The 18,248-nt window shown below is 39.2% G+C and carries 6 protein-coding genes; all 6 read left to right on the top strand.

The features are described from left to right. Window positions 1-8 precede the first annotated feature (8 nt). Window positions 9-6,272: a non-ribosomal peptide synthetase gene (locus tag OLM61_RS20810; protein WP_264524500.1), complete on the top strand. Its 6,264-nt coding sequence runs from the start codon at window positions 9-11 to the stop codon at window positions 6,270-6,272. Between the two features lie 61 nt (window positions 6,273-6,333). Continuing rightward, the gene (locus OLM61_RS20805) at window positions 6,334-9,510 is read left to right on the top strand and encodes a non-ribosomal peptide synthetase (RefSeq protein WP_264524499.1); all 3,177 of its coding nucleotides are present in this window, start codon (window positions 6,334-6,336) and stop codon (window positions 9,508-9,510) included. 27 nt (window positions 9,511-9,537) lie between these two features. Then, window positions 9,538-12,249: a beta-ketoacyl synthase N-terminal-like domain-containing protein gene (locus tag OLM61_RS20800; protein WP_264524498.1), complete on the top strand. Its 2,712-nt coding sequence runs from the start codon at window positions 9,538-9,540 to the stop codon at window positions 12,247-12,249. A 104-nt stretch (window positions 12,250-12,353) separates the two neighbouring features. Beyond that, window positions 12,354-16,868 (top strand): MupA/Atu3671 family FMN-dependent luciferase-like monooxygenase, encoded by a 4,515-nt coding sequence (locus tag OLM61_RS20795; protein ID WP_264524497.1) that lies wholly within the window; start codon window positions 12,354-12,356, stop codon window positions 16,866-16,868. Window positions 16,869-16,922: 54 nt separating this feature from the next. After that, the gene (locus OLM61_RS20790) at window positions 16,923-17,156 is read left to right on the top strand and encodes a hypothetical protein (protein WP_264524496.1); all 234 of its coding nucleotides are present in this window, start codon (window positions 16,923-16,925) and stop codon (window positions 17,154-17,156) included. Beyond that, window positions 17,156-18,241, top strand: coding sequence for a PLP-dependent aminotransferase family protein (locus OLM61_RS20785; RefSeq protein ID WP_264524495.1), 1,086 nt, complete (start codon window positions 17,156-17,158; stop codon window positions 18,239-18,241). The genes OLM61_RS20790 and OLM61_RS20785 overlap by 1 nt, the downstream gene beginning before the upstream one ends. Window positions 18,242-18,248: the final 7 nt, after the last annotated feature.

Raw genomic sequence — 18,248 nt, 5'->3', positions numbered from 1 at the left:
AAAAAACCATGAAAATTAAAGATATATACCCGTTAACACCATTGCAGGAAGGAATTTATTTCCATTGGAAACTTTCTAAATCCATGTATTTCGAACAATCGTCTTATAAAATACAGGCCGAACTTGACCTTCATTATCTCAAAGAAAGTTACGATCAGCTGATTGCAAGACACGATGTGCTGAGAACTTGTTTCCGCGATAATGTAGGGGAAGATCTTTTACAAATTGTTCAAAATGAGGTTCCGTCCAATTTTACCTATCTGGACATTACTCAAAATTCGAACGAGACTGTAGCATCCGTAAAAGAGCAGGATATTGCAAAGAGTTTTGACCTTAGTACAGGTTCACAAATGCGTCTTACGGTAGTAAAAACAAATGAGAATCAGTATGAATTGATATGGAGCCACCACCACATTATTATGGATGGCTGGTGCATTGGCATTTTGATTGGTGAGTTTTTTGCTTTATACGAAGGATTGGTTCAGGGGAAAACAAACATTTTGCCTAAAGTCACTTCCTATTCAGATTATGTGAAATGGTTAATGAAAAACGACAAAGCAAAATCATTACAATATTGGAACCAGTATTTAGAGGACTTTCAGGGCATAAACACTTTGCCATTTCCAAAAAAGAACACGGATGCCTATAGCCCGGGAGAAGTTTTTTATACCGTTAGCGGAGACTTAAGAGAGCAGCTTGGTACTTTTTGCCAGCAAAACGGTATTACCGAGAATGTCTTTTTTCAGACCGTCTGGGGAATTTTATTAGCCAAATACAACAATACAAACGACGTAGTTTTTGGTGGAGTGGTATCGGGTAGGCCCGCAGAAATTTATGATGTGGCCAATATTATCGGACTTTTTATCAATACAATTCCGGTGCGAATTTCATTCGACCATCAGACTACAGTAAAACAAATCCTGTTGCAAACACAGGAGCAGGCGATCAAAAGTCTGCCGTACCATTACAATTCGATTAGCGAAATACAGCTTGGTGTTAATGGCAATCAGCCGTTATTTGATCATATCATCGTTTTTGAAAACTATGCTGCTGCCGAAGCCATAACCAGTGAATTGGCCGAAAACGAAAAAACAAACATTACGCTTTTAGAAACCGAATTTTATGAAGGTGAAAACTATGACTTTTCACTCGCTATTATTCCGGGAAAAGACATCAGCATCCGTTTTACTTTTAATGCTGAAAAATATGAAAATAGCAGCATAACCTATCTTAAGGATCATTTTGAGCAGGTTTTAAACTCGGTAGTGGCCAATTTTGACCTTCCGGTTTCAGAAATAGAACTTTTAAAAGAATCCGAAAAAGAAGCCGTATTGTCGTTATCCGGACATGATGGACTGAATGAAACTTCTCCCGAATATACTTTGGTGGAGTTGTTTGAAAATGCGGTAGCCGAAAATCAGAATAATATTGCTCTGGTTTATGGTGAAGAGCAGTACAGCTTTGCAGCATTAAATGCAATTGCAGATCAGTTTGCAGCCTTCCTTAAAGTGGAACATAACGTTGGTTTAGGAGATTTTATAGCATTGCAGCTGGACCGAAGCGACTGGCTTGTGGTGGCCTTGTTGGGAATTTTAAAAGCCGGTGCTGTATATGTTCCCCTGCACATCAATTTGCCACAGGACCGGGTAGATTATATACTGGAAGACACCAATTGCGGGATTATTATCGACGACGATTTTATCAACCGTTTCAAAGCAACTCCAAAAACAGCGGCAGCGGCATCAGCGGTAACAATTGCACCTTCAGATCTGGCTTATCTTATTTATACTTCGGGATCAACAGGAAAACCAAAAGGAGTATTGGTGGAACACAGCAACATTTGCGCTTTATTGGTCAACACTAAAGACAATTTTGTCATTTCTCAAAAGCCTTCAATGCCTTTACTGGCTTCCAATTCGTTTGATATTTTTCTTTTCGAATTATTCCACCCTTTATTGGCAGGAGGAAAAGTGGTTATGGTACCCAATGAGGAAATAAAAGACATGGGTGAGCTCACGAAAATTCTTAGCCACACCAATAGTTTTCATGCCGTGCCAACCCTGATGAGAGCCGTTATCGATCACATTAAAACCAATAAAAGCGAACAACTATACCAGCATATAGAGTCTATATTTATTGGAGGGGATAAAATACCGGTGGGGATACTCGAAGAAATTAGAGAAGTATTTACAAATGCTGTCATCAATGTACTTTACGGACCAACCGAAGGATCTATTTTTATCACATCTGAAAGTTATCTGCCAGGTGTAAAACAATTTCCAAATGCAGTAATCGGAAAAAGCAATGCTCATAATGCAACCTATGTATTAGATGATCATTTAAAATTATGCCCTTATTTTAGCATTGGTGAATTGTGTATTTCAGGAAATCAGGTCACAAGAGGTTATTTGAATAAAGTCGAAATAACCGCCGAAAAATTTATCGTAAATCCTTTCAAGACAGATGAAAAGCTGTACAGAACGGGAGATATGGTGAAAAGACTTCCAAATGGTAAAATAGAATTTGTAGGCCGAAAAGACAATCAGGTTAAAGTAAGAGGATATCGAATAGAGTTAGAAGAAATAGAAAATGCACTCTTATCAAATGAGCATGTCGATTTTGCTATTGCCAAAACAATCACAGTATCAGGAGAAGAAAAAGAAATTGTAGCCTATTTAAAAGCCAAAAAACAACTGGCACCACAGGAGCTGGCTCTTTTTCTGAAAGGAATACTGCCTTCTTTTATGATCCCGGATTATTACATACAACTGGAAGAAATTCCGCTAACCGTAAACGGAAAAATAGATGCCAAAAAACTGCCGCATCCGTTGCAGATCAACACGGTAAAAGAAACCGAATACATTGGGGCAGTAACCGAAACCGAAATAAAACTGACCGAAATATGGCAGCGCATTCTCGATCGAAAAACGATTGGAATTGAGGATAACTTTTTCCATCTGGGCGGACACAGTTTAAAAATGATTAAACTGTCCAATCAAATTTTTGTGAATTTTGGAATCCACCTCAACATCAAGGAAATTTATACCCATCCGACCATAAAAGAACAGGCGCTCTTTATTGACAGCTCTTTGAATGGTTATACGGTATCGATTCCTCCCGCAGCAATAGCAGCGAGTTATCCTTTGTCTTCTTCTCAATACAGAATGTGGAATATCTGTTCGATAGATACACAGGCCAATAAAGCATACAATATTAGAATCATAGATGTTAAAAATGCGGCGGTAAACATTGCGCCTTTTACTAAGGCATTGCAGCATTTAATAGAGCGACATGAAATATTAAGAACCGCTTTTGTTACCAATGAAAACGGAGAACCGAGACAAATAATCGTTCCGGTAGAAAAACTAGATCCGTTAGAAATTGAGTATCTGGATTTGCGCAACAGCGGAACCTTAGAAAAAAATTTACAACAGGCACTTGCAGCAACTGGCGATGTCTCTTTTGACTTAGAAACACCTCCATTGATGAAGGTTGGATTGATAAGTGCCAAAGACGACCAATGGATCGTGAGCATTCTTTTCCACCACATCATTTTTGATGGCTGGTCTACAGATGTTTTTGTAAAAGAGTTGTATGCTTTGTATGAAAAGTACAATGAAGGAAAAGAAGTTGTTTTACCGCCTTTGGCTGTACAATTTAAAGACTATGCAACCTGGGAGCAGAGCACCATTAAAAGCGATGCCATTGCAGCAGATAAAGAATACTGGCTCAAACAATTTGAAGGCAATTTACCGATTTTGAGTGAATTGGGAGACCAAAAAAGGCCTAATATTAAAACACATAACGGAGGGGTAATTTCTAAAGTTTTGGAAGGCAGTGTCCTAAAAGAACTAAACAGCTTGTGCGACCGTCAGGAAGTTTCGCTCTTCATGGTCTTTTTGGCAGCAGCCAATGTTTTAATCTATAAAAATACCGGCGATCAGGACATCATTACTGGAAGCCCGATCGTAAACCGTGATTATCCTGAATTGTTTGATCAAATAGGTTTTTACGCCAACACAATTCCGTTACGTACACATTTAGAGGATAATGCCTCCTTCTTAGATATTTTAAAACAAGTAAAAGAGAATGTCATTCAGGCCAAAGAACATCAAAAATTTCCGCTTGATGAGTTAATCAGTCTTTTAAACATTAAATACGATGCCAGCAGAAACCCGCTGTTTGACATTGTCGTTACCGCCAGAGAAGAAAACAACCCAAAAGAAGATGCAGCGCGTATTGATACCATTATTGATGCAATAGGAAACGGTATCAATGCCAAGTTTGATCTGACCTTTGATTTTTTAATAACAGCCAACACACTTACCGTATCCTTACAGTACAATAGCGATGTGTTTTCTGCTCAAAAAATCACCTCATTATTGCATCATTTAGAGCAGATCCTATTGCAGATCAGCACTCAGGCCGACCAGAAAATAAGCGCGATTGATTGTTTGACAGCTGCTGAAAAAGAGCATTTGCTAAAAGAATTGAGCGGTCATCAAACCCATTACCCAAAAGAGTCGTCTATTATAGAACTGTTTGAAAAACAAGTCAAATTGACCCCTGAAAAAACAGCTTTGGTCTATAAAGAGAAAAAGTACAGTTATCAGGAACTCAATACTATTGCCAATCAACTTGCCAATTATTTAGAAGAAAATTGCAACCTGACGGGCGATTTGGCAGCAGTTTATTTGCCAAAAAGCGAATGGCAGATCATAAGCATTTTAGCCCTTCTGAAATCGGGTTGTGCTTACGTCCCAATCGCGGCCGATTATCCTCAGGAACGAATCAGTTACATCATTAAAGATGCCAATGCCGAATGTTTGATTCGGGTTGATTTGATCGAAGAATTTGTAAAAACGCAGCACGAGTATTCGGCTCAGTTTGAAAGCAAGTATGCGAAAGCAAATGATTTGGCTTATGTCATGTATACCTCAGGTTCTACCGGCGAACCCAAAGGCGTTTTAATCGAACAGCAAAGCGTTGTACGATTGGTCAAAAATACCAATTTTATAAACCTTACGGGAGCAGAAGTACTATTGGCTACCGGTGCATTTTCCTTCGACGCCACTACTTTTGAGTATTGGGGAATGCTTTTAAACGGGGGAACCCTGGTCATTTGCGACGAAAATACCCTGCTGTCGGTAAGAGGGATGAACGAAGTTGTGGCAAACCAAAACGTAACCATCATGTGGCTCACCGCAGGCTGGCTGCATCAGCTGGTAGACGAAAACCTCATCTTATTTAAAAATCTGAAAACTATAGTATGCGGAGGTGATGTTTTATCTCCCCATCATATCACGAAACTGAAAACCACTTACCCTGAATTAGTAGTTGTCAATGGATATGGGCCAACTGAAAACACAACATTTTCACTAACCCATACCATTGACTTGCCAATAAAAACTACTGTTCCGATAGGTGTCCCAATAAGCAACAGTACCGTTTATCTGATGGATAAAAATCATCAGTTAGTGCCGAAAGGAGCGATTGGTGAAATATGTGTAGGAGGTGATGGTCTTGCCAGAGGGTATTTGAACAATGCCGAACTAACCCATTCCAAATTCATAACAAACCCTTATAATACACAGGAAAGACTTTATAAAACCGGTGATTTAGGAAGATGGACGGCCAACAATACGATCGAATTTATCGGACGAAAAGACAATCAGGTAAAATTGCGCGGTTATCGAATAGAACTCGGAGAAATCGAAAACATCTTATGCTCGCATGAGGCCATAGATTCCGCTTTGGTTGTCATAAGCGACAGTGCGTCTGGAGAGAAAAATTTAGTAGCCTATCTGGTGGCCGATAGAGAAATCGAAAGCAGCTCCCTGAAAAACTGGCTGAGAGCCCAGTTGCCGAAATACATGATTCCAAGTCATTTTGCCTTTTTAGACGAATTTCCGTTAAACATCAATGGAAAAGTAGACAGAGCCAGACTTCCGGAAGTTACCCTTTTAGAAACCGAGCGTGCCGCCTATATCGAACCCGCCACAGCCACTGAAAAAGCACTGGCTAAAATATGGGAAGACGTTTTAGAAATCGAAAAAATAGGCTTGTCGGATAACTTTTTTGACCTCGGCGGACACAGCCTAAAAGCCGTCAAAATGTTCAACCTGATCCACAACGAATTTGAAATCAAACTTAGCCTGTCCGAACTGTTTAACCATCCAACCGTAGCCAGTTTATCCAACGAAATTGATAATATGGTTTGGGTCAATAACGAAGAACTGGAAGATGTTGAAAGCGAGAATATCACCATATGATGCAATAGAAAAACCTAACCCTTAAATCGAAAGCCCCTTAAAATCGAACCGTAATTAATCTATGAAAATAAAAGAAATATATGCACTAAACCCTTTACAGGAGGGAATTTTTTTTCGCTGGCAAATCTCAGACAAGGAGTATTTTGAACAGTCCTGCTACCACATCTACGGGAAAGTTGAGGTTGAGTTATTACATCAAACATTTGATTTTTTGGTGTCGAGACATGATGCACTAAGAACTTGTTTTAACAATACAACAGTAAATGATATTTTACAAGTAGTACTTGAAAGTGTTCCTTCTGGCTTTAATTACCAGGATGAGAGTGCCAATAAAAATTTTTCGCTTGAAAATTTCAAAAAATCAGATCGCGAAAAAGGATTTAACCTAAACAAAGGCTCACAAATAAGGCTTACCGTTATTAAACTGCAGGAGGATGTTTTTGAGTTTATCTGGAGTTACCATCACATTATTTTAGACGGCTGGAGTGCCGGGATATTGATAAAAGATTTTTTTTACGTTTACAAATGTTTATTGGCTGGTCATGCCGTTCAATTATCGCCAGCGCCAAGCAATTCGGCCTACAGCAAGTGGCTGATGCAGCTCGATAAAAAAAGCATAGCAGCCTATTGGGAGGACTATCTTTCGGGATTTGAAACCAACACCGGAATACCGTTTTTTAACCCCGAAAATCAAAAGGAGGAGGAAACAGAAGTTAAAACAATTCATACCCTGTCCCGAAAAAATAAAGAGGCGGTTACAGCACTCTGCCAAAAATTAGGGATTACCGAAAATATTTTTTTTCAGACCATTTGGGGAATGCTGCTGGCAAAATACAATGATACCGAGGATGTTGTTTTTGGGAGTGTCGTTTCAGGTCGACCTTCAGAAGTAGACCGAATAGAGGAAATGCTGGGGCTTTTTATCAATACAATTCCGGTACGGATAAAATTTGATGCGGCGGCAACCCTAAGAAATATCCTGATCGCTACTCAAAAAGAAGCCATAGAGAGTATTCCAAATCATTATATTCAACTGGCAGAGATACAGTCAAAGAGTAATTTGGGACAGCAGTTATTTGATACTTTGGTGGTTTACGAAAATTATCCGGCACAGGAATATTTAGAGGAAGAGTTAATTAATTCGGCTCAGGATGCCTTAAAAGTAGTAGCCGTAGAAGCATTTGAAAAGACCAATTATAATTTTTCACTGGCTATAGTTCCGGGTATTGATACTTTGCTGAGGTTTACGTACAATGCACAAAAATACAGTCCTGAATTTATAGAAAACTTAAAAAAATGTTTTGAGCACCTCTATACTCAGGTTCTCGAAAATCCGGATAGTTTATTTTCTGAAATTGATTTGGTAGCAGGAGAAGAAAGAAACCGCTTATTTTTTGATTTCAACAGAGAGACTTTTGATATTTCGGCGAGCCATACTATCATCAGTTATTTCTCTAAGCAGGTCTTAAAAAATCCAAATAAAACGGCGGTAAAGTACAACACAGAATCCCTTAGTTATCAGGAATTAGACGAAAAAAGCAACAAACTTGGACATTATCTTATTGATAGTTATGGAATTAAAGAGCATGATTTTGTTGCGGTTGAGTTAGAGCGGTCAGAAATGCTAATCGTAACCATTTTAGCCATTTTTAAACTAGGCGCTGTTTATGTTCCGATTGATACTCATTTTCCAGAAGAAAGAAAAAAAATCATAACCGAAAGCAGTCAGTGTGTACTGGTAGTGAATGAAAATAACATCAAAGAATTTGAAAACTCTACTCAGAATGACGCTGCCCTAAACAGAGAAATTAAGCCTTCCCAAATTGCTTACACCATCTATACCTCAGGGTCAACCGGAAAGCCAAAAGGGGTTATGGTGACACATCAGAATTTCAGTGTGCTTTTGGCCAATTGCCGAAAAAAATTTGGAACAGCTGCCACAGCACATTTTCCTGTTTTAGCCTCAAACTCCTTTGATATTTTTTTCTTTGAAGTTTTTTATCCTTTAACAATAGGCGGTACCATCACAGTATTAAGTACAGAGACCATACAGGATCTTGCGTTTTTGAACCAGGAAATCGAAAAGATCAATGCATTTCATGCGGTACCGGTTTTAATGAGACAGCTGCTCGATTATATTATTGATTTCGACATTGCAGATCGCTTTTCACATATCACAAAGGTATTTATGGGAGGAGAAGCTTCTTCCAACCAAACGCTGGAAGATTTGTCAAAGGTATTTCGTAATGCTTCTATTCATGTGTTGTACGGCCCTACTGAGGGAACCATTTTTGTAACGGGACAAACTTATTTGCATCAACAAAAACGTTACAATCCACAGCTGATAGGAACCCCTAACAAAGGTTCTAAAATATACCTGCTGGATTCGGCAAATAATCTGGTGCCCATAGGAGTTCCCGGAGAAATTTGTATTGCCGGCGAACAGGTAGCAGAGGGATATTTAAACCATGAAGGTGGCGGAAGAGAAGTTTTCAGGATAGATTTTTTCTCAAGAAAAAAATTGTATAAAACAGGCGATTTAGCCCGCTGGCATTTTAATGGAGTTCTGGAATTTATAGGCCGAAAAGACAGTCAGATTAAATTGAACGGATACCGCATAGAACTTGGTGAAATCGAAGCCGTATTTCAGGAACAGCAAAAAATTAAAAAGGCGATCGTTTTAGCGGATAACCAAAGAGAAGATCAAAAAAGAATAGTCGCTTTTTACACGGGGCCTGAAAAACTGGACCAAAGAGAATTGAGAAATCAGCTGCAGCAAAAACTGCCTGCATACATGATTCCTTCAAAAATAGTGTGGGTGGAAGAATTTCCAACTCTGATCAACGGAAAAACAAATACCAAAGCTTTATTGACTTTAGGCAGGCAAACGGCTAAAAGCGAACAATATACTTTGCCTAAAACCGAGTTGGAAGCAAAAATACTGAACGTCTGGAAAACCATCCTCTGTAATGAAAATATCGGCATACAAGATCCTTTTTTTGAAGTAGGAGGCAATTCGATTTCTCTCATGAAAATGGTACGAATGGTTAACAAAGAACTGGATATCAACTTAAAAGTACTCAATGCCTTTAAGTTTAGTACTATCGAAGCACTTGTCAATCATATCACACAGGATATAGAACCGGTTCTTGAAGAAGCAGACGAGAAAAATTTGAAATCTGTTGACATCGTACAGCAGACGATGTCAATTTTAAAAAAGAAACAGCAAATAAATTAAGGGAGTATCTCAATAAAGTAAATTCAAATGGCAGCAAACGATAATACAGGTTTAGAAATTGCAATAATAGGAATGTCATGTCACGTGCCTGGAGCAAATGACTGGAGAACGTTTTGGAACAATATTTCGAAAGGACAAGAGTCTGTTTACACCTTATCAGAAGAAGAACTTCTCGAGAGAGGCTATATTAAAAAGGAAACCGACACGAATTTACACATTCCGGTTCTGGCAGAAATAGCGAACAAAGGAAGTTTTGATGCCGCCTTTTTCGGATTTACACCTTATGAGGCAGCATTAATGAGTCCGGTACACCGTTTGTTTTTGCAATCGGCTTGGGAAGCTCTCGAAGATGCGGGATGTTTGTCTGAATCGGCTATAAGTATTTATGTGGGCGGTGGTGATGACACTCCGTGGAAAGCACATGTTGCTCTGAATAGCGATAGCAGTAAATTAGATAATCTGACACTTGATTTTATTACAAACAAAGACCATTTACCCACTTTAACCTCTCACAAGTTAAATTTACAAGGCCCTTCATTTTCTATTAATACGGCTTGTTCGACTTCACTTTCTGCCGTTCATTTGGCTTGCCGCGGACTGCTGTTCGGAGAAGCGAAAATAGCGTTGGCCGGAGGAGTTTCTTTAATGCTGGAACCCCGCTCAGGTTACGAATACAAAGAAGGATTTATTTATTCAAAAGACGGACATTGCAGAGCATTTGATAAAGAGGCCAGCGGAACCATAGGCAGCGAAGGCGTTGGGATTGTCGTGCTGAAACAGCTGGAAAAGGCCATAGAAGATAAGGACCATATTTATGCTGTAATCAAAGGAAGCGCGGCCAATAACGACGGAAACCGAAAAGTAGGCTATACAGCGCCAAGTGTGGAGGGAGAAATGGAATGTATCAGACTGGCGCATAAAATGGCCGGAATATCTCCTGATAGCGTGAGTTATGTAGAAGCACACGGAACAGGTACCACCTTAGGCGACCCGATTGAAGTGGAAGCACTTAATATGGCTTTTGAAAACAATACAGAACAGAACTGTTTGCTGGGTTCGGTAAAAAACAATATTGGACATACCGATACAGCAGCAGGAGTGGTAGGTTTGATAAAAACAGCCCTTAGCTTAAAATACCGCCAGATACCGGGAACCATAAATTACAACGATCCAAATCCGAAAATCAATTTTAACGAAGGTCCTTTTTATGTCAAAAAAGAGCTTCACAAATGGGAGTCGGTAAATAATGCGCCTCTTCGCGCAGGAGTAAGTTCCTTTGGAATAGGAGGAACAAACGTCCATCTGGTTTTGGAAGAAGCTCCGCATAAAAATAAAAGTACTGTAGAAGAAACCTCCCAGCTCTTCCTTTTTTCGGCCAAATCAAAGAATTCACTTCAAAACTACCTTTTGAAATTTAAGCAATTTCTAAAAAATGAAAAAGATATTGCGCTGGAGGAAGTAGCTTATACACTGCAGACAGGAAAAAAACAATTCGCTTACAGAGCGGCAATAAGCGCCAAAAATAAAGAGGAATTAGCAAGACAGGTTGCTCTTTTAGTCAATGAAGAAAAGACAAACAAAACCGACGAAAAGAAGAAAACGATAGTGGTATTCTTTCCTCATATCAACGACAGTGATATTCGGTTTTATAGTGATCTATATCAGGAAAATAGCGGCTTTAGAAGTAAAATGGACCAAAATATAGCACCACTGGAATTGGGTGCGTATGATCTTAAAAAGTGGATGAAGGAAACAGCGGCTACGGGCAAATCAACAGATAAAACCCTTGCCAAAGTATTTGTATTGTTGTCCGGTTATACTTTAGCCAACCTATGGAAAGAATACGGGATACGCATTCAGTATACCGCAGGTGTTGGAACAGGCGAATATACTGCCGCCTGTGTTTCCGGAATATTGCAACTCAAAGAAGTAATCGAGATGATGTTGTACGATGAAAACGAATTAAGCCAACAGCCCGCTCAGATTGCTTTTGTACAGGCAGCCAAAGACATCGTTATAAAAGAAGGAACTTTGACTCCTGTAAAATATTGGGTAAAGGACAGAAACATAGAAATTAACGCACCGTTATCTTTTACGGATATTCTGCAGTACAACTCATCCGTTGTTTTGGAAATGAGTGCCAGTACAAAGCTGGCGCAGTTTTTAGAGACCCTTCCAACTGAAAATTTTGAAGAAAAAAGCCGTATCTCGATTTCTTTAGCACCAACGGATCAAACCGTTACTGCTGATGACATCTTAAAAAATACATTAAAAAACCTATGGCTGTCGGGAGAAAATATCGATTGGGAAAAAACCTATCATGACAATCATCCCGCAAAAACATCCCTGCCGGTTTATGAATTTGAGAAAAACGACTATCCGCACGTGGTAAACTTAACATCCGAAAATTTTACTTTTTTTAATCAGAAAGAGGAAAAAATCGAAGTTGCTCTGAAAGTGAATGTCCCACAGAAGAAAAAGGAAACCACCTCAGAAATTGTGCATTCTGTATTTGTTGAATTTCTGGGAGAAGATAAAGTAGATCCGGACAAAGACCTTTTCGAAATTGGTTGCGATTCCCTCAAAGGAATGTTAATCCTGAACAAAATTAAAAACGAACTGCAGGTCGAATTATCGCTGATGGATTTTATGGAACACAGCTCCGTAAGAGAACTAACCGAAACCATCGAAGCTATTGCCAGCAAACAATATCAGGAAGTAAAAACGATTACCATTTAGCCAAACATCGCATAAAAGTACCTTTTTAACCCTTTAGCCCCGTCGTTCTGAGTCAAAAAAAAATCTTAGGACACCTTACTCTATTTATTTAAATCGAATTGATTATGAATACACTACAGTTCCTGAATTATCTAGCAGAAGAAAATATTAGCGTTCAATTAGCTGATGATAATCTGGCCATTTCGTATACAGCTGAAGAAATTTCAGAGGCCGTTTTACAGCAAATAAAAGTGCGTAAAGCTGAAATTGTTGACTATTTAAAACAACAACAGCAGCAGGAAAACAAAACGGAAGCAAGCATACCTTTGGCACCAGCGGATCTTAAGTATTATCCACTGACGCCTTCGCAGACAAGATCATGGATTGTAAGTCACAACTGGGGCGACAACTATGCCTACAACATGTCTAAAAGTTTTCAGTTTGAAGGAGAATTGGACAGAGCGGCACTTGAGAAAGCCAGCCAGAAATTGATTTCCAGACACGAAAGTCTTAGAACTGTTTTTGCCGAAAATGAAAGTGGTGAAATATGCCAATGGATTAAAAGCACCGAAGAACTAAATTTTAAAATCAGTCACATTGATTTCAGAGGTCAGGACACCTCCGAAGAAAGATTAGTCAAGTTCATGAAAGAGGAAAGGGGAATCCCTTTTGAGTTACAAATCGGCCCTTTATTCAAGTTTTACTTAATTCGTTTAGAGAACGATAAATGGTTGTTTTACATCATCATCCACCATATTATTTGCGATAGCAGGTCGTTTAACATACTGATGCGGGATTTATTCTTTTTTTATAAAGCCGAAGTATTGCAGACCGAGGATTTCTTACCGGCGCTCAGAATTCAATATAAAGATGTGGCGGTATGGAAAAGCAAGCGTTTTGAGACGATCGATTTAAGCAAAGAAAAAGCCTATTGGATCAACCAGCTGGGCGGTGAATTGCCTTTACTTCAGTTGCCGGAAGACTATGCGAGACCCGCAGTCAGAAACTCAGAAGTGGGGATGCTAAGACGTTTAATCAATGTCGAATCGGTAAAACCGTTTAAGGCCTATTGCCGAAACGAAGGCGGAACCTTGTTTACCGGATTGATGACTTTGTTTAATTTGTTGTTTTACAAGTTTAGCGAACAGAAAGACATTATTCTTGGATTTCCGGTTTACGGCAGAGATTTTTCTGAACTAGAGGAACAGATCGGTTTTTATGCCGATACAATAGCGTTGCGAACCCGTTTTGAGGGCCACCATACGTTTAAGGAACTGTTCAATATTGTGAATACCAATGCCTTCAACGCCTACGAAAACAGAGAATATCCTTTTGAAGAAATCGTAAATCAGCTTCAGGTAGAAAGAGATCCGGGCAGAAACACCATATTTGATGTATTTGTGGTCCTGCAAAACTTTGACTCCCATTCTTTAGAACATGATTTTCTTCCGGGGGGATTAAAAGTGGCTGAATTTGCTGAGCTTAAGGAAGGCTACTCCGCCTATGATCTTACTTTTAATTTTGCGGAATCAAAAGAAGGAAACCTTTTTTATGAAATCGAATACAACTCCCGAATCTATCGCGAAGAAACCATCAAACGTCTGGCCGATCATTTGGAGTATTTAATGACGAAAACCATCACCGACGATAGTGTTGCGATAAGCGTTCTGGAAAGTATCGATCCTGTTGAACATAAAAAAATTACCGCATGGAGCAGAAATGAATCAGGTACTGTTTTGGCAGAGGAATCAGCTGATGATAGTCACGGAACGTTAGATTTCGGACTTTATTATTTTGGAAATACCGGAACCGAAGAAAACCAGTACGAAATACTAATGGTAGGAGCGGCTTACGCAGATCTGAATGGTTATAGCGCGATTTGGACACCCGAACGTCATTTTAATGATTTTGGCGGACCTTTTCCGAATCCGAGTGTTTTAGGGGCGGCATTAGCAGCAAGAACTAAAAATGTAGGTATCCGGTCAGGAAGCGTAGTGGCAGGACTTCACCATCCTATCCGAATAGCGGAAGAATGGTCGGTAGTTGATAATATTTCGGGAGGAAGAGCAGGTATTTGTTTTGCCTCGGGATGGAACGCGAATGACTTTGTTTTTTATCCTGAAAATTTTAAAGACCGAAAAAAGGTTTTAATCCAAACCATAGAAGATGTTCGTTCGCTTTGGAAAGGGAATTCGGTAAATTTTAAAGGAATTGACGCTATCGAAAAATCTTTTAAAATATTGCCAAAGCCCGTGCGTAAAGATCTTCCTGTTTGGATTGCCTGTACAGCAAATGTAGAAACCTATCAAAAAGCAGGTGAAATAGGAGCCGGAATTTTAACCGGATTGTTGAATAGCGGATTTGCAGATTTAGAAGAAAAAATTGCGGTATACCGAAAGGCCTACCAACAGCACAATCATAAAAAAGGTGGCGACAGAGTGGTACTCATGTTACACACTTACCTGGATGAAACGGTAGAAGAAGCACAGGAAAAAGCAAGACCTTCTATGAAAAAATATTTGCTAAAGTCTCTTGAAATGAGTGGCAAAGATGTTTTAGAAAGCGGAAATGATCCTGTACTTAAAAGCATAACGGATCAATCCGTTGAAGAATTGTTAGATTTTTCGGTTACCAAATATTTTAAAGAAAGCAGCCTTATCGGGACTGTAGAAAGCAGTTTTCCAATACTCCATAAAGCGGTACAAGCAGGAGTTGATGAGATCGCATGTTTGATCGATTTTGGTATTGATAAAACCAGTGCGCTTGAGGGATTGCCGCGAATTACGAAATTAAAAGATTCTTTTAATGCGCTAAAAAAAGAGGGGAATGAAGCCCAAAACGAGGGGCAAAATAAAAATACAGAGCAGTCGGTAGCAGCGCTTTTTAAAGAACAATATCTTTTGCATCCTACTAAGACTGCCGTTTCCGATAGCACGACTTCACTATCTTATGAAGCGTTGTATCAAAAAGCAGAAAATCTGGCCCGACATTTACAATCAAAAGGAGCGGGCAAAGGCACGATCATTCCATTGTGCATCAACCGTTCTGCCGATCAGTTAGTAGGTATTTTGGGGATTATGATGGCCGGAGCAGCTTTTTTACCCATTGATTCCACTTATCCAAAACAAAGAATTACCCGAATTATAGCCAAAGTAAACCCTGAATTGGTGGTGGCTCAAAAAGAGAACCTGCATCTTTTTTCTGCGGAAATAGAGAAAATCGATATTAATAAAATTCCTGATACCTCAGAGAATAGTTTCGAAACTGTAACCCTAAATCCGAATGATCTGGCTTATGTCATTTTTACTTCCGGATCAACAGGAGAGCCAAAAGGCGTAATGATCCATCACGGCTCATTTAGTAATGTAATGGTTTCATTAGTTCAAAAGCTGGCCTTAGAGGCTACAACAAAGTTTGTGGCGGTAACTCCTTTGATCTTTGACATTTCACTATTGGAAATTTTTCTGCCGTTAACCGTTGGAGGACAGGTTGTACTGACCAACGAACAGGAGTCAAATGACATTTACCAGCTGAATGATTTTCTGAAAAAAAATACAGTAAGTCATATGCTTACCACACCTACAAGATGGAAAATGCTTTTGGATACAGGCTGGAAAAACACAGAAAAGCTTGTTGTGCTGGCCGCAGGAGAAGATTTGGAGCAACAGCTGAAAAACAAACTGGTACAGCTAAGCGGTACAGGAATCTGGAATCTTTATGGGCCAACAGAAACCGCAATCATTTCAAGTGTACAATTTCTGCAACAGGACGATCTTGTAAACATTGGAAGACCTATAGACAAAACGGCATTGTATGTTTTGTCGGAAGAAAAAAGGCTAATGCCCGAAGGTGCTGTTGGAGAGCTTTACATCGCAGGAAGCGGACTTGCATCGGGGTATTTTAAAGATAAATTGCTTTCAGAAGCAGCGTTTGTTCCGAATACTATCGATCCTGAAATGGGGGCTTTACTCTACAAAACAGGCGATTTAGTAAAATGGCTGCCAGACGGAACCTTGAAATACCTAGGCCGAAAAAGCAGTCAGATCAAAATAAGAGGCTATCGTATTGATTTGAAAGAAATCGAAAATACAATAGAGCAGCATCCGGCAGTAAAAGAAGCAATAGTGTTATTGAACGCAGCTGAAAACGGAGAGAAAGAACTTACCGGATACCTTAAAAGTGATGAAGAAATAGACTTTACAGCCTTAAGAGAATTCCTGAAAAACGATTTACCCGACTACATGATTCCTGAAAACTTTATTCGCATAAAGGAAATTCCGGTAACGGTAAACGGTAAAGCAGATACCAAAAAATTACGTCTGCTTAAAAATGATAAAACAACTGTGCAAAGAACTTTTGTAGCTGCCAGAAATGAAACAGAAAGCAAGCTTACCGAGATCTGGAAAGCGCTGTTAAAACTTGAAGAAATAAGCGTCAACGATAATTTCTTTTTTCTGGGAGGAAGCAGTTTAAAGCTGGCAAAAATGAAAAACGAGATTTACAAACAGTTTGGGGTAACGCCTACAGCTTTGACCTTATTGCACAATCTTACCATAACCTCTTTTGCGGTTGAGATCGAAAAAATAATAACACAAACGGAGGAGCTTGACGAAGTGGAGTACGAAAAATTCAACATTTAATACAGCCCTTTTTTTCTAAAAATAAAAACCAATAACCTTTTAAAAAATTCAGAGATGATTGAAAAAATGATTTCACAACCGTCGTTTGATGTGGTAAATCCATTGTTGTTTGCTATGGGCGAAGATGTGATGGGATTTCTGAACGAAGTTCAGCTGCAATACCCTGACGCCATTTCGTTTGCTTCGGGAAGGCCAGACGCTAACTATTTCAAGATCGATCAATTCTCTGAATGCCTGGATCATTTTGTAAAAAACAATGCCGGGAAAAAGGTCTTTCCGAAAATATAGTGTTAGAAAATTTGGGGCAGTACAACCGAACTAAAGGCATCATCAATGAAGAAGTAGCAAAATATTTATCAGTTGATGAAGCCATAAAAGCAAACCCAGAAGATATCCTCATAACGGTAGGCGCACAAGAAGCAATCGCCATTGGAATCACGACTTTATGCAACCGCGAAAATGATGTGATTTTGGTCGAAGATCCGGCTTATATCGGGGTAACACATTTTGCTAAAATCAATGATTATGCGATTGATACCATTCCTGTTATATCCGATGAATCCTCCATACAGGCAATCGAAGAAAAAATACTGGACTATCAGGAAAAAGGCAAAAAAGTAAAAATTGTCTATGTCATCCCCGATTTTCAGAACCCTACAGGAAACAGCATGTCTTTAACCAACAGACATCGTCTTTTAGAGTTGGCCCGTGTGTATGATTTTGTGCTTTTCGAAGACAATGCCTATGGCGATTTTTATTATGAAAATGCTAAAATGCCCACCTTAAAATCATTGGATCAAAACAACAGTGTGATCTATTTGCGATCGCTTTCCAAAACCATATATCCTTCCTTACGCCTGTGTTTAATGGTGGTCACACAAAAAGTGAAAGTAAACGAAAAAAGTATAGCCCTAAGCGATTTAATGGCCAAAACAAAAGGATATGTCACCGTAAACACCCCATCGATCATGCAGGCCATGTTTGGCGGTTTGTTATTGAAAAATGCATTTTCGCTTGAAACTTTAAATACAGAAAAGAGGGCCGGGATGAAAGAAAAAAGGAACCAGCTTTTAGAAAGTCTGAGTCATTTTTTCAATAAGGAAACCCATTTTTGGGCCGAAAATATCAGTTGGAATCTGCCAGCCGGAGGTTTCTTCCTGATCCTTAAAGTGCCTTTCAGAGTAACAAAACAAGACGTTATTGCCTGTGCAGAAACGAATAAAGTCATTTTTACCCCCATGTCTTTTTTCTACATGAACCAGGGAGGCGAAAACGAATTGCGACTGGCTTTTAGTAATGTCACCCGGGAAGAGATAAAAAACGGAATTGAAAGATTGTCTGAGTTCATCAAATCAAAAGTAACTAACCAATAAAAAACTA

This window comes from Flavobacterium sp. N502536 (genome assembly GCF_025947345.1).
In the GTDB taxonomy this organism is placed as follows: Bacteria; Bacteroidota; Bacteroidia; order Flavobacteriales; family Flavobacteriaceae; genus Flavobacterium.
This window is presented reverse-complemented; position numbering and strand designations above follow the sequence as displayed.